Source organism: Micromonospora vinacea (assembly GCF_015751785.1).
Classification (GTDB): domain Bacteria; phylum Actinomycetota; class Actinomycetes; order Mycobacteriales; family Micromonosporaceae; genus Micromonospora; species Micromonospora vinacea.
Window position 1 is genome coordinate 5,587,048 of the sequence record NZ_JADOTY010000001.1, and the last position, 23,575, is coordinate 5,610,622.

Consider the following 23,575-nt stretch of genomic DNA (forward strand, 5'->3'; position numbering starts at 1 on the left):
CGGCGGGGCGGTCAGCGGGCGGCTGGCAGCCGGTGCAGGGCGTCGACCAGCGGGGCCAGCTCGGGGGTGGCCTCCGCCTGGGCGAGCGCGTCGGTGAGCACCCGGTCGTGGGTCGGGCGGGTCTGGGCGAGCAGCTCGGAGCCGGCCGGGGTGAGCTCGGTGTAGATGCCGCGCCGGTCGTCGGCGCAGAGGATGCGGGTGAGCAGCCCCCGCTGTTCGAGGCGGGTGACCAGCCGGGTGGTGGCGCTGCCGGAGAGCGCGGCGGCGCGGGCGAGCTGGCTCATCCGCATGTGCCAGCCGTCCTGGCGGGAGAGCGCGTCGAGCACCGTGTATTCGACGACGGAGAGCCCGTGGCCGGCCTGCAGGGCCCGCTCCAGGGACGTCTCGATCAGCCCGTGCAGGGCGGCGAGGGTGCGCCAGCCCTGCGCGCGGATCTCGACCGCGTCGTCGGCGATGCCCATGCCGGCCTCCTTGGTGTGATCTGAACGGACCCCAGATTACCACGCTTGCGCCGATATGAAGCGCGTGCAAGTATTTCGTTGCCGGCGCGCGTAGTTGCACGCGCCGCATAACTGCCCCCTCCCGATGGGAAGACCATGTCCGTACGCCAAAAGTCCCTGCCGCCCGGCCTGATCGCGCTGGCCATCGGCGCCTTCGGCATCGGGCTCACCGAGTTCGTGATCATGGGGCTGTTGCCCGAGGTGGCCGCCGACTTCGCGGTCACCGAGCCGGTGGCCGGCTGGTTGATCTCCGGCTACGCGCTCAGCGTGGCCGTGGGCGGGGTCGCCCTCACCGCGGCTGTCACCCGACTGCCGCGCAAACCGGTGCTGCTCGGCCTGATGGTGCTCTTCATCATCGGCAACCTGCTCTCCGCCGTCGCCGGCGACTACGCCGTGATGATGGCCGGCCGGATCGTCGCCGCGCTCTGCCACGGCGCGTTCTTCGGCATCGGGGCCGTGGTCGCCGCCGGCCTGGTCGCACCGGCCCGCCGGGCGGGCGCCATCGCCATGATGTTCGCCGGCCTGACCATCGCCAACGTGCTCGGCGTGCCGTTCGGCACCTTCCTCGGGCAGCACTTCGGCTGGCGGTCGACGTTCTGGGCGATCACCGCCATCGGGGTGGTCGCCCTGATCGGGCTGGCCCTGCTCATCCCGGCCGGCGCGACCGCCAACGCCGACCGCCCGGCCGGCGGGCTGCGCGGCGAGTTGCGGGCCTTCACCCACCCGCAGGTCTGGCTCTCCCTGGTGATCACCGTCCTGGGCTTCGGTGGGATGTTCGGCGCGTTCACCTACATCGCCTACACGCTGACCGAGGTGAGCGGCTTCGCCACGAGCACCGTGCCGTGGCTGCTCGTCCTCTTCGGCGTGGGGCTCTTCGCGGGCAACCTGCTCGGCGGTCGGGCCGCGGACAGGTCACTGTCGCGCACCCTGGTCACCGTCCTGGCGGTGCTCACAGTGGTGCTCGTCGGCTTCGCGCTGACCGCCACGAATCCGGTGTTGACCATCATCGCGCTGGTGCTGATGGGTGGGTTCGGCTTCGCCACAGTGCCGCCGCTACAGATGCGGATCATGCGGTACGCCCACCAGGCGCCGACCCTGGCGTCCGGGGCGAACATCGCCGCGTTCAACCTCGGCAACGCGTTGGGCGCGTGGATCGGCGGGGTGACCATCGCCGCCGGACTCGGCTACACCTCGCCGATCTGGGCCGGGGCCGCACTCACCCTCATCGGGCTGGGTGTGCTCCTCGGGGCGCTGCGGCTGGCCCGGCGCGACGAGCCGGCCCGGGCCGACGCGAGCCTGGTGGACAGCACGGTCTGACCCCGCCGGGAGGAGGACGCCGGGCCGGGCGGTTGCCCGGCCCGGCGTCGCTCTGATCATCGCTCTGCCATCGTCTCGCAATTGCAAAAGATGTGCAACAAGGTCTGGACAACGCCCGCGTGCCGTAACTAGCCTGATCGCCATGAGTCCTTACATTGTGGATCCCTGGGCCTGGCAGGAGAGCTGGGACCGTCAGCAGGAGGCTTACCTCCCCGACCGGGAACACCGGTTCACCGCCATGCTCGACACCGTCGACGCGGTCCTCGACGGCCGGCCGCCGCGGGTGCTCGACCTGGCCGGCGGCACCGGCAGCATCTCGCTGCGGACCCTCGCTCGCTTTCCCGCCGCGGAGCCGACACTGGTCGACCTCGACCCGGCGCTGCTCGCCATCGCCGCCGCCTCGCTGGCCGACCGGGCCACCATCGTCACGGCCGACCTCGGCACCCCCGAGTGGCGCTCCGCGCTCCCCCACCAGGAGTTCGACGCCGTCCTCACCGCCACCGCCCTGCACTGGCTGCCGGCCGACCGGCTCGGGCAGCTCTACGCCGAACTGCGTGACGTGCTGCGACCGGGCGGCGTCTTCGTCAACGCCGACCACATGCCCGACGACACCCTGCCGGAGCTGACCAAGCGGCTGATGGACCGCGCCCGGGACCGGCGCAACGCCCGGTACGCCGCCGGCTCGACGCTGTCCTGGTCGGACTGGTGGGAGCGGGCCGGCGCCGACCCGACGCTCGCCCCGCTGGTCGCCCAGCGGCACGCCATCTACCCGACCGGGCACAGCCCCGAGTGGAACCCGCCGGTCTCCTGGCACCTGGCCGCGCTCACCGCGGCCGGCTTCAGCGAGGTCGGCACGGTCTGGCGAGGCGGCCCGGACGCCGTCGTCGCGGCGGTGCGCTGACGCCACCCTCGCCGGGAGGTGACTGACGCGCCCTCGTCGGGAGGTGACCGACGCCGCCGTCGCCGGCACTACGCTGAGGAGCCGTGCCAGAGCCTTTCGAACCGCGTACCGACCCCGACGTCGACCTGCGAGTCCCCGCCGACCGCCGCGAACTGACCGCGCGTCCCGCGACGATCCTCGCCGCGATCGCGGCCGGTGGGGTGCTCGGCGCGCTGGCCCGGGCCGGCCTGCAACACGCCGTTCCGCACCCACCGACCGGCTTCCCGTGGGCGACGTTCACCATCAACACGTCCGGCTGCCTGCTGATCGGCGTGCTGATGGCGGTGCTCGGGCACCTCGACGGCGGACCCCCGCTGGCTCGCCCGTTCCTCGGGGTCGGGGTGCTCGGCGGTTTCACCACCTTCTCCACCTACGCGGTCGACGTCCAGCAGGCGATCGTCGTGGGCGCGCCGGGCACCGCACTGGCGTATCTCGCCGCGACGGTGCTCGGGGCGCTCGTCGCGGTCGGGGTGGGCGACGCCGCAACCACCGGGCTGCTGCGGCAGGCGACCCGGTGACCGTCCTGCTCATCGCCCTGGGTGCGGCCGTCGGCGCGCCGCTGCGCTACCTCACCGACCGGGCCGTGCAGTCCCGGCACGGCTCGGCGTTCCCCTGGGGCACGTTGCTCGTCAACGTGGCCGGGTCGCTGCTGCTCGGCATCGTGGTCGGGTGGCCGGCCGGCCCGGCGGTCAGCGCGTTGCTCGGCACCGGTTTCTGCGGCGCGCTGACCACCTACTCCACCTTCAGCTACGAGACGCTGCGGCTGACCACTGGCGGCCATCGGCTCCTCGCGCTGACCAACGTGCTGGGCAGCGTGACCGCCGGGCTCGCCGCTGCCACCGCCGGCTACGCCCTGGCCCGCGCCCTGACCGGCTGACCGCACGCCCGCCGCGCCCCACCCGTTTCCACCCGGCACCAACGCCTGGACCAGGCATCGGTCGGCAACACACCGAGGGTATATACGAGAGGTATACCCTCGGTGTAGTCTGCTGGCATGAGCGTGCCACTGACTCTTCTCGGCCTCCTCGAACGGGAGCCCAGCCACGGTTACGACCTGAAGCGCGACTACGACGCCTTCTTCGGCCGGGGCAAGCCACTGCCGTTCGGCCAGGTCTACTCCACCCTCAGCCGACTGGCCCGCGACGGCAAGGTGGTGATCAGCGACGTCGCCCCCGGCTCCGGCCCCGACCGCAAGCGCTACATCATCACCGACGTCGGCGCGACCGAGGTCGAGCAGTGGCTGACCCAACCGGTCGACCCGGAACCACACCTGCAGACGGTGCTCTTCGCCAAGGTCGTGCTCGCGCTGATGCTGGACCGGCCGGCCGCCGAATACCTCGACACCCAGCGCAGCGCGCACCTGCACCGGATGCGTGAGCTGACCGAGATCAAGCGCGCCGGCGGTCTGGTCGACGCGCTGCTCGCCGACCACGGCCTCTACCACCTGGAGGCGGACCTCCGATGGATCGAGATGACCGGTGCCCGACTGGACGCCCTGCGGAAAGAGGTGCGGCCGTGAGTGTCGTGATCGAAGCGCGCGACGTGGAGTTCTCCTTCGGTCAGACCCCCGCCCTGCGCGGCGCGAGCGTCGCCGTGGAGGCGGGCGAGATCCTCGCCGTGATGGGCCCCAGCGGCTCCGGCAAGTCCACCCTGTTGCACTGTCTGGCCGGCATCCTGGTGCCCGACTCCGGAGAGATCCTCTTCGACGGGGCGCGGGTCGACGCCATGGCCGAGACCCAGCGCAGCAGCCTGCGCCGGGACCGCTTCGGCTTCGTGTTCCAGTTCGGCCAGCTCGTTCCCGAGCTGACCGCTGTGGAGAACGTCGCGCTGCCGCTGCTGCTCAGCGGCGTACACCGCAAGCAGGCGCTCCCCAGGGCGCGAGCCTGGTTCGCGCGCCTCGGCCTGGACGGCCTGGAGCAGCGCCGCTCGGGTGAGCTCTCCGGCGGGCAGGCGCAACGCGTCGCCCTGGCCCGCGGCCTGGTCGCCGAGCCGCAGGTGCTCTTCGCCGACGAGCCGACCGGCGCGCTCGACTCGCTCACCGGGGAGCAGGTGATGGACCTGCTGGTCAGCGCCGCCCGCGAGCAGGGCACCACTGTCATCCTGGTGACCCACGAGCCCAGGATCGCGGCGTACGCCGACCGCGAGGTCATGGTCCGTGACGGGCGCGTCAACGCGCCGGACCGGATCGCCTCATGATCCGCTTCGGGCTCCGCCTCGCCGTGGCCGGCGGCCGTGAGGCGCTCACCCGCCTGATCGCCATCGCCGCCGCCGTCGCGGTCGGCAGCGGGCTGCTGCTGACCACTCTCGCCGGGGTCAACGCGGTAAACGCCCAGCTCACCCGGTACGCGTCGATGTATCCCAGTGCCTCGGCCGGCGGAACCGACCCGCTGTGGTGGTCCACCCGGCAGGACTACTTTCTTGGCAAGCAGATCATCCGGATCGACGTCGCCGCGACCGGTCCGAGTGCTCCCACCCCGGTCGGCATCCCGACCACCCCGGGTCCCGGCGAGTACTACGCCTCGCCCGCGTTGCGGGAGCTGCTGGCCGCCCACCCCTCCGACCAACTGGGCGACCGCTACCCGGGGCGCGACCTCGGTACCGTTGGACCCGCCGCGCTGACCTCGCCGGACACCCTGCTCGTCATCGCCGGCGGCGCCCCCGACCAGGTCGCCAAGCTACCCGCTGCGAAGCAGGTCACCAGCGTCGGCGACACCCCCGCCCTCCCCGAGACCACTGTGAACCTCATCCTGGGCGTCATCGCCGGCGGGCTGCTGTTCCCGGTGCTGATCTTCATCGGCACCGCCACCCGGCTCAGCGCGGCCCGCCGCGAGCAACGCTTCGCCGCGATGCGCCTGGTCGGCGCGACACCCCGGCAGATCTCGATGGTCGCCGCCGTGGAGGCGAGCGCCGCGGCGGTCGCCGGCACTGCCGTCGGCTTCGGGCTGTTCTACGCCTTCCGCGATCCGCTCGCGAGCATCCCGTTCACCGGCATGCCGTTCTTCCCCGGCGACATGTCGCTGGGCGTGCTGAACGTCCTGCTGGTGGCGCTCGGCGTACCGGCCGGGGCGGCGGTGGCCGCCCAGGTCTCGCTGCGCCGGGTACGGATCTCGCCGCTGGGCGTCACCCGGCGGGTCACCCCCCGGGCGCCGCGCGCGTACCGGCTGATCCCGGCCCTGCTCGGTGTCGCCGTGCTGGTCTTCGCCATCGGCTTCAAACCGGAAACGTCCGACGGCCAGACTGCGGTGTTCCTGCCCGGTCTGCTGCTCATCATGGCCGGTCTGGTCTTCGCCGGCCCGTGGTTGACGATGGTCGGTGCCCGGGTGATGGCCCGGTACGCCAACCGCCCGGCCACCCTCATCGCCGCGCGACGCCTCGCCGACAACCCGAAGGCCGGCTTCCGGGCGATCAGCGGCATCATGCTCGCGCTCTTCGTCACGAGCGTGTCCGTCGGCGTCATCACCACGATCGTCGCCAACCGCGGCCCGGCACCGGTCGGTTCGACCGATGCGGGCACGGTGACCACCGTCTTCGACGAGAAGGTGCCGTCGGTGCCCGACGCGCTCTTCGCCGAGCTGCGGGCGATCACCGGGGTGCGCTCCGCGACCGCCATCCGGGAAGACCCGGACATGATGAACGGTGGCGAGGGCGGGATGATCGCGTGCGCCGACCTGCCGAGCGCGTACGGCCGGTGCGCCGACGGCGCGAGCGTCATCGAGGTGCCGATGGGCCTCAGCCGTTGGCGGGAATCGGCATCGCCCGCGACGGTCTGGCCCGCCGCGTCGCTCACCCTCGACGAACTCCAGCGGCTACCCGTGGTGTCGATGGTCGTCGGCACCGACGGCTCCGCCGCCGCCATCGAGCGCACCCGCACCGTGCTGGAAGTCGCCTTCCCGACCTTCTGGGTCGGGCCGAACGTGCCCGGCGACTTCGAGTCGGACTTCGCCAACACGCTGCGCGGCTGGGAACAACTGGCCAACGTCATCATCATCGCCAGCCTCGCGCTCGGCGGGTGCAGCCTCGCGGTCAGCGTCATCGGCGGTCTCACCGAACGCCGACGCCCGTTCAGCCTGCTGCGCCTCAGCGGCGCTCCGGTGCGGGTCCTGCGTCGGGTGGTGGCGCTGGAGAGCGCCGTGCCGATGCTCGCCGTCGCCGCCGTCGCCATCGGCATGGGCCTCCTCGCCGCCCACCTGTTCCTACGGGCGCAGATGGGCTACACGCTGATCGCGCCGGAGCCACGCTTCTACGTGATCGTCGTGGTCGGGTTGGCAGCCTGCCTGGGCGTCATCGCCTCCACCCTGCCGTTGCTGGAACGCATCACCGGGCCGGAGACCGCCCGCAGCGAGTAGCCGTCAGGCCGTCGGCCCGGTGGTGGTGAGGGCGACCACCGGGCCGAGGACGAAGACAGCGGGCGGACCGACGCCCTCCCGGGCGGCGACCGCGCCGATCTCGTCCAGTCGGGCGGGTACCGATCGCTGGTCGGGCAGCCCGGCGTCCTGCACGGCCAGCACCGGGGTCTCCGGGGCGCGACCGTGCTCGATCAGCACGCTGGCAATCTTGCCGATGGTGTCGACGGCCATCAGCAGCACGACGGTGCCCCGGGCCCGGGCCAGCGCCGCCCAGTCGACGAGCGAGTCGGGGTGCCCGGGCGGCAGGTGCCCGGACACGACTGTGACGTCGTGTGCCACGCCCCGGTGCGTAACCGGCACACCGGCGAGGGCCGGGGCGGCGAGCGCGCTGCTCACCCCCGGGACCACCGTCACCGGCACCCCGGCCGCCACGCAGGCCTGCACCTCCTCGTGGCCACGCCCGAAGACGTACGGGTCACCACCCTTGAGCCGGACCACCCGGCGACCGGCGCGGGCGTGCGACACCAGGGCCTCGTTGATCGCCTCCTGGGCCATCGACGGGCCACGGGGCACCTTCGCGGCGTCGACCACCAGCACGTCGGGGCGCAGCCCGGCGAGCAGCCCCTGCGGGGCGAGTCGGTCGACCACCACGACGTCCGCCGCATCGAGCAGCGCCTTCGCGCGTACCGTGATCAGGTCGTCCGGCCCCGGGCCGCCGCCGACCACGGCGACCGAGCCGTGGTCATGGTCGTGGTGGTCGTGCCCGTGGTGGTGGTGGCCGACCGGGTCATCGGGGTGGTCGTGCGGGCGTTGCGGGCGACCCACCTTGTCGGCGAAGCCGGGCATCAACACCCGGTACGCGCAGGTGTCGCAGTTCATCCGGATGTCCCCGCCCAGCGCCTCGGCGTAGCGCTCCAGGACGAGGTCGGCGAGGGCGTCACAGTCGCCGATCACCTCGGCGACGCGGACGTCCAGGTCGGGGTGGGCGGCGGCGAACTCCGCCGACTGGGCGACGATCCGGTCCGGCAGCACCCCGGCGAACAGGAAGTAGGGCGCCACCACGATCCGGCGCGCGCCGAGGCGGCGCAGCCGTTCCAGCACGGCCGGCACCGACGGCTGCGCCAGCGAGATGAACCCCGGCTCCACGCCCGCGTAGCCGCGCCCCTCCCAGAGCAGCCGGGCGACCTTGGCGACCTCGGCGTTGGCGTCCGGGTCGGTGGACCCCCGCCCGATCAACGCCACCCACGTGCCGGCCCGGTCGGCACCGGTCAGCTCCGTGCCGGCCCGGTCGGCACCGGCCAGTGCGGCGTCGATGCGCTGTTCGAGGGCTTCGTGCAGCAGCGGGTGGGGGCCGAGCGGGCGGCCGTAGCGGTAGCTGAGCCCGGGGTGGCGCTGCTGTTCCCGGGCCATCGCGGCGGGGATGTCGCCCTTGCCGTGACCGGCGCCGGTGAGCACCAGTGGGAGCGCCACCAGCGCCCGGTGCCCACTGGCGACGAGCGCGCCGACCGCGTCGGTCAGCGGTGGGCGGGACAGCTCGATGAAGCCGCCCTCGACGTCGCCGATGTCCCCGCGACCGCGGACCCGCTCGACGAGAGCGGCGAACTGCTCGACCCCGGCCGCGCTGCGCGTGCCGTGCCCGACGATGACCAATCCGGTCATGACTTCTCCTCGACGTAGAGCAGGGCGTTGAGGGCGGCCGCGGCGACCGCCGAGCCACCCTTCTCCCCCACGTTGGACACTGCGGGCAGGCCGCTGGCCCGTAGCGCCGCCTTCGACTCGGCGGCGCCCACGAAGCCGACCGGCAGGCCGACGACGAGCGCCGGTGCGGCGTCCACTGTGAGCAGTTCGACGAGCGCGGTGGGCGCGCAGCCGACCACCCAGACCGCTCCGGTTCCGACCCGGTCCAGTGCGATCCGCACGGCCGCCGCCGAGCGGGTGATGCCGGCCGAGCGGCCCAGGGCGGCGGCGGCCGGCTCGGCGACCGGACAGACCAGTTCCAGGCCGGCCCGGGTGATGCCGGCGGCGACCATCGCCACGTCGGTGACCACCGGCGCCCCGGCGCGCAGCGCGGCCAGCCCCGCTTCCAGGGCGACCTCGTCGCAGACCAGCTCGTCGACGTACGCGAGGTCGGCGCTGGCGTGCACCACCCGCTCGGTCACGGCGCGGCTCAGCGGCGGCAGGTGCGTCAGGTCGACGCGCTCGCGCAGGATGCGGTACGACTCGGCCTCGATGGGGTGCACGACCCGGCTCATCGGGCTCCTTCACAGGGGTCGGGCTCGACGACGCGGATGGCGTCGACCGGGCAGATCTCCAGGCACTCCAGGCAGCCGGTGCACCGGTCGGCGCGGACGGTGAGGCCACCGGCGACGGGTCGGATCGCGTGCGTCGGGCAGGTGAGCAGGCAGGCGCCGCAGCCCTGGCAGGCGTCGATGGTCACGAGCGCCACCGGTACCCCCGGGGTGTGACCATCCGGCCGGCGACCAGCCGGGTGTCGCTGCTGCCGACGACCACCACGCTGTACATGTCGACGACGGCCGGGTCGAGCGTGGCCACTGTGGCGAGGTGCACCCGTTCGCCGGGGCGGCTGGCGTTGCGCACCACGCCCACCGGGGTGTCCGGTGGACGGTGCGCGGCGAGGATGCCGAGTGCCTTGCCGAGCTGCCAGTCGCGGGCCCGGCTGCGCGGGTTGTAGAAGAGCGTCACGAAGTCACCCTCGGCGGCGGCGGTCACCCGCCGCTCGATGACGTCCCACGGGGTGTGCAGATCGGACAGGCTCAGGTAGGCGTGGTCGTGGCCGAGCGGCGCGCCGAGCAGCGCCCCGGCAGCGAGGGCGGCGGTGACGCCGGGCACGCCCACCACGTCGATGCGCTCGTCGGCGTACTCCAGGGCCGGGCTGGCCATCGCGTACACCCCGGCGTCGCCGGAGCCGATCAGCGCGACCGCCCGGCCGGCGGCGGCCTCGGCGACGGCGGCGCGTGCCCGCGCCTCCTCCGCGCCCAGCCCGCTGGAGAGCACCCGGGTTCCCGGGCGGAGCACGTCACGGACCTGGTCGAGGTACTGGTCGAGGCCGACCACCACGGCGGCGCGACGCAGCTCGGCCACCGCGCGCGGGGTGCGCAGGTCGGTGGCACCCGGCCCGAGGCCGACGACGGCCAGCCGGCCGCGGGGCGCGTGCCGGGCCACCGCCACTGTGGCCATCGCCGTCGCGGTCTTGCCCACCAGCAGCGTCGCCTCGTCGGCCCGGCCGTCCGGGCCGAGCAGGGCCGCGGCCTCCGCCACGCTCGGCGTGCCGACGGCGGCCCGGACCACCTCGCTGGGGTGCGGCACGTCGACCGCCGCCAGCCGCGTCGCCGGCCAGGTCACCAGGGGTACGCCGAGCGCGTCGGCGGTGTTGCGGATGCCCGCCTCGTCGGCCTTGATGTCGGCGGTGGCCAGGCAGCGCAGGCTCGCCGGGTCGAGGCCGGCGTCGGCCAGCGCCCGCTGCAGCAGTTCCGCCACCTCGGCGGCGGGTACGCCCCGACTCGCGCCCACGCCGGCGACCAGCGACGGCGGCCGCAGCACTGCGGTCCGCTCGTCGGGTGGCACCACGCGATCGGTGACCAGCAGCCGGTACCCGTGGTCCGTCGGGTCCTCGGCGGCGGCGCGCACGTTCGGGGGCAGGGCGGGCAGCGGCCAGTCGGCGTCGGCGATCAGCCGGACCGGCTCGCCGTCCAGGATGGCCCGGGACACGGCGGCGACCGCGCCCTGGACGGGCCAGCCGAGGGTGTCCAACCCTGGCAGGTCGACAGCGTCGGTGGCGGTGGTGATGACCGGGCGGGCGTCCAGCAGGGCGGCGACCTGCTCGGCGAGGGCGTTGGCCCCGCCGGCGTGCCCGCCGAGCAGCGCCACGGCGTGGCGGGCCGCCTCGTCGACGACCACCACTGCCGGGTCGGTGCGCTTGTCGTCGAGCAGCGGCGCGACGATCCGCACCACCGCCCCGGTGGCCAGGAACGCGATCACCGCGTCACAGTCGGCCCAGGCGGTCCGCAGCGCGTCGGCGACGGTCTCCCCCTCGACCAGCCGGGCGTGCGGCCAGGCGGCGGTCACTGTGTCGGCGTGCCGGCGGCCGGCGGCGGTGGCCGCCACCAGGCCGATCCGGGCGGGCGGGTTCTGGTCGGTCACTGGCGCTCCCCGGTGAGGACGACCACCGGGTTGGTGGCCGCGAGGCGGATCGACCCGCCGGGCAGGTCGGCGAGGCGGGCGGCGGAGAGCTGGCTGCCCTCGACCGTGTAGCCGGCGGCGCGCAGGAGGCCCACGGCCGGTGCGACCCGGTCCAGTGCGGCCAGGGTGAGCACCACCCGCTCGGGCCGGCGGGCCACCACGGCGGGGAGGACGTCGACGCCGCCACCGCCGACGAAGACCGCGTCGGGCTCGGGGAGGTCGGCCAGCGCCGCCGGGGCGCGTCCGGTGACCAACCGGACGTGCACGGCGTGCGCGGCGGCGTTGGCCCGGATGGTCGCGCCGGCCTCGGGGTCCTGTTCGACGGCGAGGACGGCCGCGCCGAGGAGCGCGCACTCGATGCCGACCGAGCCGCTGCCCGCGCCGACGTCCCAGATCAGCCGGCCCAGTCGGGGGCGCAGCCGGGCGACGACGAGGGCGCGCACCTCCGACTTTGTGATCATGGAGTCGCGGTGGGCGTACCGGTCCTCCGGCAGCGCCCAGCCACCGGCCGGTGCGGCGGCGGGTTGGTTGTCGGCGCGCATCCCGCCGGGCGCGACCCGATCGGGCGCGGCGTCGGTGGGCACGGCGTCGCTGGGCGCGGCGGGTGCCCCGTCGGCGAGGCTGAGCAGGACGTGCGGCTCGGCCCAGGTCTCGGTGGCGGCCTGCTCCGGGGTCACCGCGCGGATCCGTTCGGCGGCGGCGCCCAGGTGCTCGGCGACCAGCAGGCGCCGGGACCAGCCGATCAGGCCGGCGCCCAGCTCGGCCGCACCGGCGCCGGGCGCGGTGAGCACCGCGACCAACGGCAGCGCCCGGCAGGCGTTCACTGCGGCTCGGGGGTCGCGCCCGTGCGCGGTGACCACTGCGGCACCGTCCCAGGGCAGCCCGGCGCGGGCGAACGCGGCGGCCACACTGGACACCGCCGGCACCACCCGCAGTGGCAGTCCGGCCGCGCGCAGCCGCCGGACGATGCCGAACAGACCGGGATCGCCGCTGGCCAGCACCACGGCCGGCACTCCGGCGTCGACGGCCTCGGCGAGGCGGCGCAGGGCGGGGGCGAGCGGCCCGAGGACGATGGTGTCCGCGCCAGCCGGTACGGGCACCGCGGCCAGGTGCCGGGCGGCCCCGACCACCAGCCCGGCGGTGGCCAGCACCGGGGCGAGCGCGGGGTGCGGCGGCGCGCCCGCCGCGTCCAGCCCGACCACCGTCACGGCGGTCACCGGGGCCATCGGCGTCATCGGGGCCACCGGCCGGACGAGGCGACGACGTGCGCTCCGGCGAAGTCGACCATCGCCACGTCCACCGTTACCGTCGGCCCGGCGAAGCGCCGCAGCACCTGGCGGACCCGCTGGCAGAGCAGGTCGCCGGCCGGGGTGAGCAGACCGGCGGCCTCCCACAGCTCGTACGCGTGCCGACCGGTGTTCGCCTCGGTCACGGCGGCGACCAGCGACGGGTCACCGCCGGCCTCGGCGGTCACCGCGCCGAGCAGGGAAAGGTCCACAGTGGAGCGGGTGTAGTGGGTCATCAGGATGCCGGCCGCGAGTTTGGCGAGCTTGCCAGCCATGCCGACGAAGACCACTCCGGTCATCGCGTCACCCACGGCGGCGGTCACGGCCGCCCCGGTGAAGTCGCCGACCTCGACGAAACAGACCTCGGGCAGGTCGGGCAGGAGTGCGCGGGCGGCCCGCTCGGTACGCCCACCGGTGCACAGCACCACTGTCGGCTCGCCCTGGGCGGCCATCACGTGCACGGCCTGCACGACGCTGGCCCGCCACGACGCGGTGGAGAACGGGCGGACGATCCCGGTGGTGCCGAGGATCGAGATGCCGCCCAGGATGCCGAGGCGACGGTTGGTGGTCTTGCGGGCCATGATCTCGCCCCGGGGCACGCTGATCACCACGCGGACACCGACCTCGCTGAGGTCGACCACCTCGGCCACCGCCTCGCCGATCATCCGGCGGGGGGTGTCGTTGATCGCCGGGCCGCCGACAGCGAGCCCGAGACCGGGCTTGGTGACCGTGCCGACGCCGGCACCACCGGCCAGCCGCAGGCCTGGGACGTCGGTCCAGTCCACCGTGGCGGTCAGTTCGGCGCCGTGGGTGACGTCCGGGTCGTCCCCGGCGTCCTTGACCACCACCGCCTCGGCCCGGACCGGTGGGGTGCCGGTCACCTCGCAGCGCTCCACCGGGAAGCGCACCCGGCGCCCGGCGGGCAGCCCGATCTCCACCTCCTGCTGGGTGGTGCCGGTGACCAGCGCGGTGACCGCGGCCTTGGCCGCCGCCGTCGCGCACGCGCCGGTGGTCCAGCCGGTGCGCAGCGCGGTAGGCCGGACCTTCGCGGTGCGCGGCAGGTCCGGCTCGCGCAGCGGCGGCTCGGCGTACGTCATGGTGTGGCGTTCCCCCCGGTGCGGGCGCTGGCCTGACGGCGCAGCTCGGCGCGGGCGGCCGGCTCCGCTCGCCGGAAGGTGTGGAAGTGCCCAGGGTGGTAGAGGTGCGAGCGGGTGCCCTCGGCGGCGAGGGCCGGCCCGACCAGGAAGAGGGTGTGCTTCCACAGCTTGTGCTGCTTGACAGTCGCCTCCAGGGTGCCGACCGTGCAGCGCACCACCAGTTCGTCGGGCCAGGTCGCCTGGTACGCCACCACGGCCGGGGTGTCGTCCGGGTAGCCGCCGGCCAGCAGCTCGGCCTGCACCTGCCCGGAGCGGGCGGCGGAGAGGAACAGCGCCATTGTGGTGCCGTGCCGGGCGAAGTCGCGGACCCGTTCGCCGGGCGGCATCGGGGTCTTGCCGCCTTCGAGGCGGGTGAGGATGACCGACTGGGCCACCTCGGGCACTGTCAGCTCCCGTCCGACGATCGCCGCGACGGCGGTGAACGAGGACACCCCGGGCACGATCTCGACGGCCAGGCCGAGCGCCCGGCACACGTCCAGTTGCTCCTGCACCGCGCCCCACAGCGCCGGGTCTCCGGAGTGGATCCGGGCCACTGTCAGCCCCTGTTCGGCGGCGCGCTGGTAGAGCGGCAGCACCCCCTCGATGGGTAGCTGCGACGAGTCGACGATCTCCACGTCGGGGCGCGCGTGCTCGAGCACGTCGGCGTGCACCAGGCTGGCCGCCCAGATGACGATGTCCGCATCGGCAATGACCCGGGCGGCCCGCAGTGTCAGCAGATCCGCCGCCCCCGGGCCGGCTCCGACGAACCACACAGTGCCGTCGCTGGTCACAGCTTTCCTCCTCGGTGCTCGCGGCGGGCCGGAACCAGCAGCGTCGACAGGTAGGGCAGGTCGTGCTCGGTGTCGTCGACCGGCCCGATGCGTTCGCCGGGCAGCCCCAGGCTGCGTCCGAGCACGGCGTCGGCGAGGCGGCCCTGCCGGCGCAGTTCGGCGAGCAGCTCCGGGTGCCGCCGCCAGCCCTTGTAGGCGACCACGGTGCCCGGGCCGGCGAGGGCGTCGGCGAAGAGCGCCAGGCCCGCGGTCGCCGGCAGCAGGGTGAGCGGTTCGCGTCCCTCGCAGAGCGGGGTGCCGCTGCGGGCCGCCAACTCCTGCATGGCGGTGATGCCGGGGACTGTCGCCACCCGCACCGTGGGGCGCAGCGCGCGGACGCTCTGGGCCAGGTAACCGAAGGTGGAGTAGACGTTGGGGTCGCCGATGGTGGCGAACGCGAGGGACCGCGCGCCCGCGTCGATCGCCTCGACCACTACCCGGGCGGCGTCGTCCCAGGCCGCCGCCCGGCGCGCGGTGACTCCACCCCGGTCGTCGAGCGCGAACGGCAGCCGGCGCAGCCGGTCCGCCGCGACGTGGGAGCGCACTGTCGCCTCGGCCCGCCCGGGGTCCGCGTCCGGCGGCGTCGGACCGGCGGTCGCGGTGGGCGCCACCCGGTCCGCCATCACGGGTACGAAGACCAGGTCGGCCTCGCGCAGCAGACGCACCGCCTTGACGGTGAGCAGTTCCGGGTCGCCCGGGCCGACGCCGACCCCGGTGAGCGTGGCGTCGGCGTTCATCGGCACGCCTCGACCAGTCGACGGGCCGCCTCCGGGTGGCCGGCCCAGTGGGTGTGCAGGTAGGAGGCGTGCACCCGGCCGGCGACGAAGCCGTGCTCGGCGTCGTTCCAGCGCCACGCCGGCGCGTCGCCGTGCCCCGGGTCGGTGGTGGTGCGGTGGAACTCGTGGCCGCGTACGGGCTCGCCGGCGCGCGCCACCGGGGAGTCGGTGACGGCCACCGCCTCCCGGTAGCCGAGGGTGAGCCGGTCGGTCATCCGGGCGGTCAGGTCCAGTCGACCGCACATCGGCAGGCCGTCCAGGGACCGCCCGAGGTAGAGCAGCCCGGCGCACTCGGCCACGACCGGCCCGTCGAAGTCGGCCAGTTCGGCACGGAGCGCCGTGTTGCCGGCCAACGTCTGGGCGTACGCCTCGGGGAAACCGCCGCCGATCACCACCGCCCGGGTGCCGGTGGGCAGCGCCGGGTCCCGCAGCGGGTCGACGGTGACGACCTCCGCGCCGGCCGCGGTGAGCAGTTCGGCGGTCTCCGCGTACGAGAAGGTGAAAGCCGGGCCACCGGCGAGGGCGACCCGTGGCCGCTCGACGTCGGCGGGCCCGCCGACGGCGGCGACCGGGTCCCACGCCGGGGCGGTCAGCGGCGGGGCGGTCCGGGCCAGGTCGAGCACGGCGTCGAGGTCCACCGTGGCCTCGACCAGCTCGGCGAGCGCGGTGACGATCGCTACCGATTCGGGTGCCCGCTCGGCGACCGGCACCAACCCGAGGTGCCGGGCCGGCGCGGCCACCTCGGCGGCGCGGGTGACCGCCCCGAGGACCGGTACGCCCACCTCGGCGAGGGCGTCGCGCAGCAGCGTCTCGTGCCGGGGCGAGCCGACCCGGTTGAGGATCACCCCGCCGATCCGGACCGCCGGATCGAACGCGGCCATGCCGAGGGTGAGCGCGGCGGCCGACCGGCCCTGCGCTGTGGTGTCCAGCACCAGCAGCACGGGTGCCTCGATCAGCCGGGCCACGTGCGCGGTGGAGGCGTAGTCGCGCCGGCCCACCGCGCCGTCGTGCAGGCCCATGACGCCCTCGACCACGGCGATGTCGGCGGGAGTGGGGACGCTCGCGCCGTGTCGCAGCAGGGGCGCGATCCGGTCGGCGCCGACCAGGAACGGGTCGAGGTTGCGCCCGGGTCGCCCGGCGGCGAGGGCGTGGTAGCCGGGGTCGATGTAGTCGGGGCCGACCTTGTGCGGGCTGACCGTCAGGCCCCGACGGCGCAGCGCGGCGAGCAGTCCGGTGGCCACTGTGGTCTTGCCGTGGCCACTGGCCGGGGCGGCGACCACCACCCGGGGCAGCGACAGGTGCGCGCTCACCACTCGATGCCCTTCTGGCCCTTCTGGCCGGCGTCCATCGGGTGCTTGACCTTGGTCAGCTCGGCGACCAGGTCGGCGGCGGCGACCAGGCGCGGGTCGGCGTCCCGTCCGGTGATCACGACGTGTTGGAAGCCGGGCCGGTCGGCCAGGGTGGCGACCACCTCGTCGACGTCCACCCAGCCCCACTTCATCGGGTAGGTGAACTCGTCCAGCACGTACAGCCCGTACCGCTCGGCGGCCAGGTCGCGCTGGATCTGCCGCCAACCCTCCAGGGCGTCGGCGGCGTGGTCGGCGTCGCCGCCGCGCCGGATCCAGGACCAGCCCTCGCCCATCTTGTGCCAGGCCACCGGCGCGCCCTGGCCGGTGCGCTCGTGCACCTCGCCGAGCGCCCGGAAGGCGTTCTCCTCCCCCACCCGCCACTTGGCGCTCTTGACGAACTGGAACACCCCGACCGGCAGCCCGGCCGTCCAGGCCCGCAACGCCAGCCCGAAGGCCGCCGTCGACTTCCCCTTCATCTGTCCGGTGTGCACGATCAGCAGTGGTCGGTGCCGCCGCTGCCGGGTGGTCAACCCGTCAGCGGGCACGTTGCTCGGCTGTCCCTGCGGCATCAGGCAACGCTCCTGTCGGGCGTGAGGGTGGTGCCGGTCGAGATCTTGGAAGGAAGCCGCCCTTCCAGGGGCCGTTTCGTTCCAAGATCTCCTCGGGCGGGGGCGTGGGCGTGGGTGAGGTCTTCTAGTTGGTGACGGGGGGCTTTTAGCTGGGTGGCCAGGCGGTTCGCCAGGTGCAGGCGGATCGGGCCGGATTCGCAGTCCACAACGACGCAGGGGGCGTTCGTCGCGACCAGGACCTGTGCGGCTGCTGCCGCCCGGTCGAGCGGGCGGGTGCCGGCGGTGGCCCGACCGTCGGTGACGATGAGAACCAATGGGCGGCGCTTCGGGTCCCGCAGGCGCTCCACCCGCAACAGGTCCGCGGCGGCGAGCAGGCCCTCGGCCAGCGGCGTACGCCCGCCGGTGGGCAACTCGGCCAGCCGGGTCGAGGCGGCCAGCACCGACGAGGTCGCCGGCAGCAGGGTCCGGGCACCGGCACCCCGGAACGCGATCACGGCGACCTTGTCCCGCCGCTGGTACGCGTCGGTGAGCAGGGCGAGCACCGCGTCCTTCACCGTGGCCATCCGCTGCCGGGCGCCCATCGAGCCGCTCGCATCCACCACGAACAGCACCAGGTTGCCCTCGCGCCCCTCGCGAACCGCCTCGCGGACGTCGTCCCGGCGCAGTCGCAGCGGACCGGTGAGCCGGCCCCGGGCCGCCTGGTGCGGCGCGGCGGCGCGGATCGTGGCCGGCAGGTGCAGTGCGCCGACCCGGCCCGCCGGCACCCTTGCCCCGGTGGTGCGGCCCCGCCCGGTGCGGGCCCGCGACCGTCGGCCCGGCACTCCGTCTCCCAGGCCCGGCGCGGTCAGCACCCGCGCCTTCAGCCCACCCCGGGGTACGGCCACCGGCTGGGACTCGCCGCCGCGGGTCGGGTCGTCGTCACCCGCCCGCGATTCCCGGCCACCGCGCGGGCGCGCGTCCCGGCCGTCACCACCCCGATCGTCCGCCGAGCGCTGCGACCAGCCGTCGTCGTCGCCCCGCTCGCCCGTCGGGTGCTGCGGCCAGCCGTCGGCACGGTCCGGCCCGTCGGCACGCCCGTCCGGGCCGGTGCCGTCCCGAGCCGTCGAGTGCCCGACCGACTCGGGTTCGCCCTGGTCGGCGCCATCGCCACTGCCCTGCGGGCCACTGCCGGCCGGGCCGCCCCCGTTCGGGCCGCCACCGCCGGCCGGGCCGCCACCGCCGGCCGGGCCGCCACCCTCCGGGCCGCCGCCGTCCGGACCACGATCCTCGGGGCCGCCGTCGGGGCCGTCGTCGTCCGGGTCGTCGGGGTGGGCGTCCTGGGCGCGCTGCAACGCCTCGTCGAGGCGCTTCTCGTCCAATCCCGGGGTGTCGAACGGGTCGCGGCGGCGGCGGTGCGGCAGGGCCAACCGGGCGGCCACCCGGACGTCGTCGATGGTGACCCGGTCCCGGCCGTGCCAGGCAGCGTGGGCGAGGGCGGTACGGGCGGTGACGATGTCGGCCCGCATCCCGTCCACGTCGAACGCCGCGCACACCTCGGCGATCTGCCGCAACGCGGCGTCCGGCAGTCGTACCCCGGGAAGTCGGCGGCGGGCGGCGGCCACCTGGCCGGCGATCTCCGCGTCGGCGTCGGCCCAGCGGGCGGCGAAGCCGACCGGGTCCGCGTCGGCGGCCAGCCGGCGGCGGACCACCTCGACCCGGATCTCCGGGTCCCTGCTAGCGCCCACCTCCACTGTCAGCCCGAACCGGTCGAGCAACTGCGGGCGCAGCTCGCCCTCCTCCGGGTTCATCGTGCCGACCAACAGGAACCGGGCCGCGTGGCTGACCGAGACGCCCTCCCGCTCCACGTGGCTGCGACCCATCGCCGCGGCGTCGAGCAGCAGGTCGACGAGGTGGTCGTGCAGCAGGTTGACCTCGTCGACGTAGAGCACCCCCCGGTGCGCGGCGGCCAGCAGGCCCGGCTCGAAGGCGCGTACCCCCTCGCCGAGTGCCTTCTCCAGATCGAGTGCCCCGACCACCCGGTCCTCGGCGGCGCCCACCGGCAGCTCGACGAGACGGGCCGGGCGGATCTCGGCGGCGGCGTCGGCCGGGTGCGGGCCGTCCGGGCAGGCCGGGTCGGGTTCGGCCGGGTCACAGCCGAAGCGGCAGCCGGCCACCCGGCGCACCGGGGGAAGCAGAGCGGCGAGGGCCCGCACCGCTGTGGACTTGGCGGTCCCCTTCTCACCGCGCACCAGCACCCCGCCGATCGCCGGGGACACCGCGTTGAGCAGCAACGCCAGCCGCATGTCGGCCATGCCGAGCACCGCACTGAACGGGTAGATCGTCACTGCGCCTTCTTTCGTTCGCGACTGCGGGGCTCGCAAAACCGGCTCACTCCTCGCGCTCACACCCGGTCCTCCAGGTCACCCTCACTGGCCAGGTACGTGTCGCGCAGCCGGTCGAGGGTGGCCGGTTCCGGCTTGGCCCACAGCCCCCGGTCGGCGGCCTCCAACAGCCGCTCCGTGATGCCGCGCAGCGCCCACGGGTTGGACTGCTCCAGGAACTCCCGGGTGGTCTCGTCGAAGAGGTACGCGGCGGCCAGGTGCTCGTACATCCAGTCGTCGACGACACCGGCGGTGGCGTCGTAGCCGAACAGGTAGTCCACTGTGGCCGCCAGCTCGAACGCGCCCTTGTAGCCGTGCCGGCGCATCGCGGCGATCCACTTCGGGTTGACCACCCGGGCCCGGAACACCCGCCGGGTCTCCTCACCCAGCGTGCGGGTGCGCACGTCGTGCGGCATCGCCGAGTCACCCACGTACGCCTGCGGTGACGTGCCGGTGAGGTGGCGGACCATCGCCACCATCCCGCCGTGGTACTGGAAGTAATCGTCGGAGTCGACGATGTCGTGCTCGCGGGTGTCCTGGTTCTTCACCGCCACCGCGATCCGGGCGAAGGAACGCTCCATGTCGGCGCGCGCCTCCCGCCCGTCCAGGCCCCGGCCGTACGCGTAGCCGCCCCACACCGCGTACACCTCGGCCAAATCGGCGTCGCTGCGCCAGGTCCGGGCGTCGATCAGGGGCAGCAGCCCCGCGCCGTACGCGCCGGGCTTGGAGCCGAAGATCCGGGCGGTGGCCCGCCGCTCGTCGCCGTGCTCGGCGAGGTCGGCGGCGACGTGCGCCCGCAGGTAGTTCTCCTCGTCCGGCTCATCGAGGGCGGCGACCCGCCGGACGGCGTCGTCGAGCAGCGCCACGACGTGCGGGAACGCGTCGCGGAAGAAACCGGAGATGCGCACTGTGACGTCGACGCGGGGCCGGCCCAGCTCGGCGGTCGGCACCACCTCGATGCCGGTGACCCGCCGGGACCGGTCGTCCCAGACCGGTCGGCAGCCCAGCAGCGCGAGCACCTCGGCGATGTCGTCGCCCTGGGTGCGCATGGCGCTGGTGCCCCAGACGGTCAACCCCACCGAGCGGGGGTACCCGCCGGTGTCGGCGAGGTGCCGGGCCAGCAGCGAGTCGGCGAGGGCCACGCCGACGTCCCAGGCGTTGCGGCTCGGGATGGCCTTCGGGTCGACGGAGTAGAAGTTGCGGCCGGTGGGCAGCACGTTGACCAGGCCCCGGGTGGGTGAGCCAGACGGGCCGGGCGGCACGAACCTCCCGTCCAGCGCGCCGAGCGTGTGGGTCAGCTCGTCGGTGGTCCGGTCCAGTCGGGGCACCAGCTCGGTGGCGGCGAAGTGCAGCACCGCGGCCACGTCCGGAATCGACCGACCGGTCACCTCCGTCACCACGGCGTCGACAGTGTCCACGGCCCAGCCCAGCGTCTCCATGCCAACGACCAGCCGTCGCGCGAGGGCCTCGATCAGGTCGATCGCGTCGGCGGCGGTGCCGGCCGGCCCCTCCACCACGTCGGTCAGCGCCGCGGGCAGCGCCAGCCGCTGTCCCGGCGACGCGAGCAGTTCCTGCTCGTCAAGCCCGTATGCGACGGCGAGGGCCTGGCGCAGGCCGGGCAGGGCCCGGGCGCCGCCCCAGATCTGCGGGGCGCGCAACACCGCCAGGACCAGGTTGACCCGGGGCTCGCCGGTGGGCGCGTCGGCGAGGATGTGCAGGCCGTCGCGAATCTGCACGTCCTTGACCTCGCACAGGTACCCGTCGAGGTGCAGCACGAAGTCGTCGAAGTCGTCCGCGTCCGGCATGGCCTCGGCGTGCAGGTCGTGGTGCAGCTCGGCGGCGCGCACCAGGTCCCAGATCTGGGCGCGCACGGTGGGCACCTTGGCCGGGTCGAGGGCCTGCACTGTCGCGTACTCGTCGAGCAGTTGCTCCAGTTTGGCCAGGTCGCCGTAGGTCTCGGCGCGGGCCATCGGCGGGACCAGGTGGTCGACGACCACGGCGTGCGCCCGCCGCTTGGCCTGGGTGCCCTCGCCGGGGTCGTTGACGATGAACGGGTACACCAGCGGCAGGTCGCCGAGGACCGCGTCGGGCGCGCAGTCGGCGGCCAGGCCGAGGCCCTTGCCGGGCAGCCACTCCAGGGTGCCGTGCTTGCCCAGGTGCACCACGGCGTCCGCGCCGAAGCCGCCGTCCGCGACCGGCGCTGTCAGCCAGCGGTACGCGGCCAGGTAGTGGTGGCTGGGCGGCAGGTCCGGGTCGTGGTAGATGGCGATGGGGTTCTCCCCGAAACCGCGAGGCGGTTGGATCAGCAGCACCACGTTGCCGAAGCGCAGCCCGGCGAGCACGATGTCGCCGCCCTCGGTGTACAGCTCGCCCGGCGGCTCACCCCAGTGCTCCCGCATCCGCTCGCGCAGCTCGGCCGGGACCTGGTCGAACCAACGCCGGTACGTCGGCCCCGGTATCCGGGCCTCGGCGGCGGCCAACTGCTCCGGGGTGAGCCACTCCACGTCGTGACCACCGGCGGCGATCAGCGCGTGGATCAGCGCGTCGCCGTCGTCGGGCGGTGGCGTGTCACCCAGGTCGTAGCCGGCCTCGGCCAGCGCGGCGAACAGCCGGACCGCCGAGGCCGGGGTGTCCAACCCGACGGCGTTACCGACCCGGGAGTGCTTGGTGGGGTACGAGCTGAGCACCACGGCGACCCGCTTGTCGGCGTGCGGCACGTACCGCAGTCGGGCGTGGCGCACCGCGATCCCGGCGACCCGGGCGGCCCGCTCGGCGTCGGCGGCGTAGACCGACAGCCCGTCGGCGTCGATCTGCTTGAACGAGAACGGCACTGTGACGATCCGGCCGTCGAACTCGGGGATGGCCACCTGCATGGCGGCGTCCAGCGGGGACAGCCCGGCGTCGCTGTCGGCCCACTGCGCGCGGGTGCTGGTGAGGCAGAGTGCCTGGATGACCGGCACGTCCAGGGCGGCCAGTGCACCGACGTCCCAGGCGTCCTCGTCGCCGCCACCGGAGGCGTCAGCGGCGACCGCACCGCCGGCCGCGAGCACCGTGACCAGCAGCGCGTCACAGCGGGCGAAGAGTCCGAGAGGGCCGGCACCCGCGGTCAGGCCGCGCAGCGAGCCGCAGAAGATCGGCAGGGGGTTGCCGCCGGCTTTGTGGACCGCGTCCGCGAGCACGTCGACGAAGTCGGTGTTGCCGGCGAGCGCGTGCGCCCGGTAGAAGACGATCCCCACTGTGGGCCGGTCCGGGTCGGCGGGGTGTTCGCCGTGCACGCCGTACGCCGGGGTGGGCGCGGGCGGGGCGAACCCCTCGCCGGTGAGCAGCACCGTGTCGGACAGGAACCGGGCCAACTGCCCCAGGTTGTCAGGGCCGCCCTCCACCAGGTAGGCCAGTGCCTGGGTGACGACCCCGGACGGCACTGTGGAGACGGCCATCAGCTCCGCGTCGGGTAGCGCCTCACCGCCGAGCACGACCGTCGGCACGCCGGTGGCGAGCACCGCGGCGAGGCCGTCCGACCAGGCCTGCCGACCGCCGAGCAGGCGTACGACGACGAGGGCGACCCCGTCGAGCAGGGCGGGCACCTCCTCGACGGTGACCCGCGCGGGGTTGGCCAACCGGTAGTCGGCGCCGCTGGCGCGGGCGGCCAGCAGGTCGGTGTCGGCGGTGGACAGCAGCAGGATGCGCACGGTTGGCTCCGGAAAGTGACGCCCTGGGCCCCCACGAGGGGGGCGACCGGGACGGTGCGGATGGGTACGGCGTCAGCCGGTACGACGGCCCTAGCGAACGGCGCGCCGACGCGGGCGTCGGGGCCGGTCAGCGGCGGGCGCTCGGCTCAGCGGTACCGGAAGCCAGCGGCCTGGCGCACGCCGCAGCGGCCGGCCCGAGGCGTGCGGGCGCGACCGGTTCCGGGCGCGGTGCGGCGCCCTGCACACAGATTGTGACGATGCTCGTCGATGAATGAGA

General features: G+C 74.5%; 20 protein-coding genes. 7 read left to right on the forward strand and 13 right to left on the reverse strand.

The features are described 5' to 3' along the window. Positions 1–11: 11 nt before the first annotated feature. A complete protein-coding gene (locus IW249_RS26365; RefSeq protein ID WP_145788570.1) occupies positions 12–461 on the reverse strand; it encodes a MarR family winged helix-turn-helix transcriptional regulator in 450 nt (149 codons plus the stop codon). A 135-nt stretch (positions 462–596) separates the two neighbouring features. Between IW249_RS26365 and IW249_RS26370 the strand changes: the two genes are divergently transcribed. From IW249_RS26370 to IW249_RS26400, 7 genes are all read left to right on the forward strand, one after another. Further along, positions 597–1,817: an MFS transporter gene (locus IW249_RS26370; RefSeq protein ID WP_231392659.1), complete on the forward strand. Its 1,221-nt coding sequence runs from the start codon at positions 597–599 to the stop codon at positions 1,815–1,817. 142 nt (positions 1,818–1,959) lie between these two features. Further along, on the forward strand, positions 1,960–2,718 hold the full coding sequence (locus IW249_RS26375) for a class I SAM-dependent methyltransferase (protein WP_196923215.1): 759 nt from the start codon (positions 1,960–1,962) through the stop codon (positions 2,716–2,718). A gap of 83 nt (positions 2,719–2,801) precedes the next feature. Continuing rightward, positions 2,802–3,275: a fluoride efflux transporter FluC gene (locus tag IW249_RS26380; RefSeq protein ID WP_196923216.1), complete on the forward strand. Its 474-nt coding sequence runs from the start codon at positions 2,802–2,804 to the stop codon at positions 3,273–3,275. Next, positions 3,272–3,634 (forward strand): fluoride efflux transporter CrcB, encoded by a 363-nt coding sequence (crcB, locus tag IW249_RS26385; RefSeq protein ID WP_196923217.1) that lies wholly within the window; start codon positions 3,272–3,274, stop codon positions 3,632–3,634. The genes IW249_RS26380 and crcB overlap by 4 nt, the downstream gene beginning before the upstream one ends. 117 nt (positions 3,635–3,751) lie before the next feature. Further along, the gene (locus tag IW249_RS26390) at positions 3,752–4,276 is read left to right on the forward strand and encodes a PadR family transcriptional regulator (RefSeq protein ID WP_099853936.1); all 525 of its coding nucleotides are present in this window, start codon (positions 3,752–3,754) and stop codon (positions 4,274–4,276) included. Next, on the forward strand, positions 4,273–4,953 hold the full coding sequence (locus IW249_RS26395) for an ABC transporter ATP-binding protein (protein ID WP_196923218.1): 681 nt from the start codon (positions 4,273–4,275) through the stop codon (positions 4,951–4,953). Before IW249_RS26390 ends, IW249_RS26395 begins: the two co-directional genes overlap by 4 nt. Continuing rightward, positions 4,950–7,103, forward strand: a complete 2,154-nt coding sequence (locus IW249_RS26400; protein ID WP_196923219.1) for an FtsX-like permease family protein — start codon at positions 4,950–4,952, stop codon at positions 7,101–7,103. The genes IW249_RS26395 and IW249_RS26400 overlap by 4 nt, the downstream gene beginning before the upstream one ends. 3 nt (positions 7,104–7,106) lie before the next feature. Here IW249_RS26400 and cobA read toward each other — a convergent pair whose 3' ends face one another. Genes cobA through cobN form a run of 12 tightly spaced genes read right to left on the reverse strand, consistent with a single transcriptional unit; the run spans position 7,107 to position 23,298 of the window. Next, positions 7,107–8,762, reverse strand: a complete 1,656-nt coding sequence (gene cobA, locus IW249_RS26405; protein WP_196923220.1) for a uroporphyrinogen-III C-methyltransferase — start codon at positions 8,760–8,762, stop codon at positions 7,107–7,109. Further along, a complete protein-coding gene (locus IW249_RS26410) occupies positions 8,759–9,355 on the reverse strand; it encodes a precorrin-8X methylmutase (RefSeq protein WP_196923221.1) in 597 nt (198 codons plus the stop codon). Before IW249_RS26410 ends, cobA begins: the two co-directional genes overlap by 4 nt. Then, complete coding sequence (locus IW249_RS26415) at positions 9,352–9,549, reverse strand: DUF362 domain-containing protein (protein WP_112588067.1); 198 nt, start codon at positions 9,547–9,549, stop codon at positions 9,352–9,354. The genes IW249_RS26410 and IW249_RS26415 overlap by 4 nt, the downstream gene beginning before the upstream one ends. Then, complete coding sequence (cobJ, locus tag IW249_RS26420; protein WP_196923222.1) at positions 9,537–11,264, reverse strand: precorrin-3B C(17)-methyltransferase; 1,728 nt, start codon at positions 11,262–11,264, stop codon at positions 9,537–9,539. The genes IW249_RS26415 and cobJ overlap by 13 nt, the downstream gene beginning before the upstream one ends. Continuing rightward, positions 11,261–12,538: a precorrin-6y C5,15-methyltransferase (decarboxylating) subunit CbiE gene (cbiE, locus tag IW249_RS26425; protein ID WP_196923223.1), complete on the reverse strand. Its 1,278-nt coding sequence runs from the start codon at positions 12,536–12,538 to the stop codon at positions 11,261–11,263. Before cbiE ends, cobJ begins: the two co-directional genes overlap by 4 nt. Further along, a complete protein-coding gene (locus IW249_RS26430; RefSeq protein WP_196923224.1) occupies positions 12,535–13,686 on the reverse strand; it encodes a cobalt-precorrin-5B (C(1))-methyltransferase in 1,152 nt (383 codons plus the stop codon). Before IW249_RS26430 ends, cbiE begins: the two co-directional genes overlap by 4 nt. Continuing rightward, complete coding sequence (gene cobM, locus IW249_RS26435; RefSeq protein WP_196923225.1) at positions 13,683–14,516, reverse strand: precorrin-4 C(11)-methyltransferase; 834 nt, start codon at positions 14,514–14,516, stop codon at positions 13,683–13,685. The genes IW249_RS26430 and cobM overlap by 4 nt, the downstream gene beginning before the upstream one ends. Next, the gene (gene cobI / locus IW249_RS26440; protein WP_196923226.1) at positions 14,513–15,292 is read right to left on the reverse strand and encodes a precorrin-2 C(20)-methyltransferase; all 780 of its coding nucleotides are present in this window, start codon (positions 15,290–15,292) and stop codon (positions 14,513–14,515) included. The genes cobM and cobI overlap by 4 nt, the downstream gene beginning before the upstream one ends. After that, on the reverse strand, positions 15,289–16,644 hold the full coding sequence (locus tag IW249_RS26445) for a cobyrinic acid a,c-diamide synthase CobB (RefSeq protein WP_196923227.1): 1,356 nt from the start codon (positions 16,642–16,644) through the stop codon (positions 15,289–15,291). The genes cobI and IW249_RS26445 overlap by 4 nt, the downstream gene beginning before the upstream one ends. Further along, positions 16,638–17,249: a cob(I)yrinic acid a,c-diamide adenosyltransferase gene (gene cobO, locus IW249_RS26450; protein ID WP_196923228.1), complete on the reverse strand. Its 612-nt coding sequence runs from the start codon at positions 17,247–17,249 to the stop codon at positions 16,638–16,640. Before cobO ends, IW249_RS26445 begins: the two co-directional genes overlap by 7 nt. Continuing rightward, positions 17,249–19,633 carry a magnesium chelatase subunit D family protein gene (locus tag IW249_RS26455; protein WP_372433003.1) on the reverse strand — a complete coding sequence of 795 codons (2,385 nt, stop codon included), beginning with the start codon at positions 19,631–19,633 and terminating at the stop codon, positions 17,249–17,251. The genes cobO and IW249_RS26455 overlap by 1 nt, the downstream gene beginning before the upstream one ends. Next, positions 19,630–23,298, reverse strand: coding sequence for a cobaltochelatase subunit CobN (gene cobN / locus IW249_RS26460; RefSeq protein WP_196923229.1), 3,669 nt, complete (start codon positions 23,296–23,298; stop codon positions 19,630–19,632). The genes IW249_RS26455 and cobN overlap by 4 nt, the downstream gene beginning before the upstream one ends. Between the last annotated feature and the right edge of the window lie 277 nt (positions 23,299–23,575).

What these genes read in the sequence shown, in the direction of transcription:
- IW249_RS26365 (WP_145788570.1), bottom strand. Translation starts at nt 461, where the DNA reads ATGGGCATCGCCGACGACGCGGTCGAGATCCGCGCGCAGGGCTGGCGC.
- IW249_RS26370 (WP_231392659.1), top strand. Translation starts at nt 597, where the DNA reads ATGTCCGTACGCCAAAAGTCCCTGCCGCCCGGCCTGATCGCGCTGGCC.
- IW249_RS26375 (WP_196923215.1), top strand. Translation starts at nt 1,960, where the DNA reads ATGAGTCCTTACATTGTGGATCCCTGGGCCTGGCAGGAGAGCTGGGAC.
- IW249_RS26390 (WP_099853936.1), top strand. Translation starts at nt 3,752, where the DNA reads ATGAGCGTGCCACTGACTCTTCTCGGCCTCCTCGAACGGGAGCCCAGC.
- IW249_RS26400 (WP_196923219.1), top strand. Translation starts at nt 4,950, where the DNA reads ATGATCCGCTTCGGGCTCCGCCTCGCCGTGGCCGGCGGCCGTGAGGCG.
- cobA (WP_196923220.1), bottom strand. Translation starts at nt 8,762, where the DNA reads ATGACCGGATTGGTCATCGTCGGGCACGGCACGCGCAGCGCGGCCGGG.
- IW249_RS26410 (WP_196923221.1), bottom strand. Translation starts at nt 9,355, where the DNA reads ATGAGCCGGGTCGTGCACCCCATCGAGGCCGAGTCGTACCGCATCCTG.
- cbiE (WP_196923223.1), bottom strand. Translation starts at nt 12,538, where the DNA reads ATGACGCCGATGGCCCCGGTGACCGCCGTGACGGTGGTCGGGCTGGAC.
- IW249_RS26430 (WP_196923224.1), bottom strand. Translation starts at nt 13,686, where the DNA reads ATGACGTACGCCGAGCCGCCGCTGCGCGAGCCGGACCTGCCGCGCACC.
- cobI (WP_196923226.1), bottom strand. Translation starts at nt 15,292, where the DNA reads ATGAACGCCGACGCCACGCTCACCGGGGTCGGCGTCGGCCCGGGCGAC.
- cobO (WP_196923228.1), bottom strand. Translation starts at nt 17,249, where the DNA reads ATGCCGCAGGGACAGCCGAGCAACGTGCCCGCTGACGGGTTGACCACC.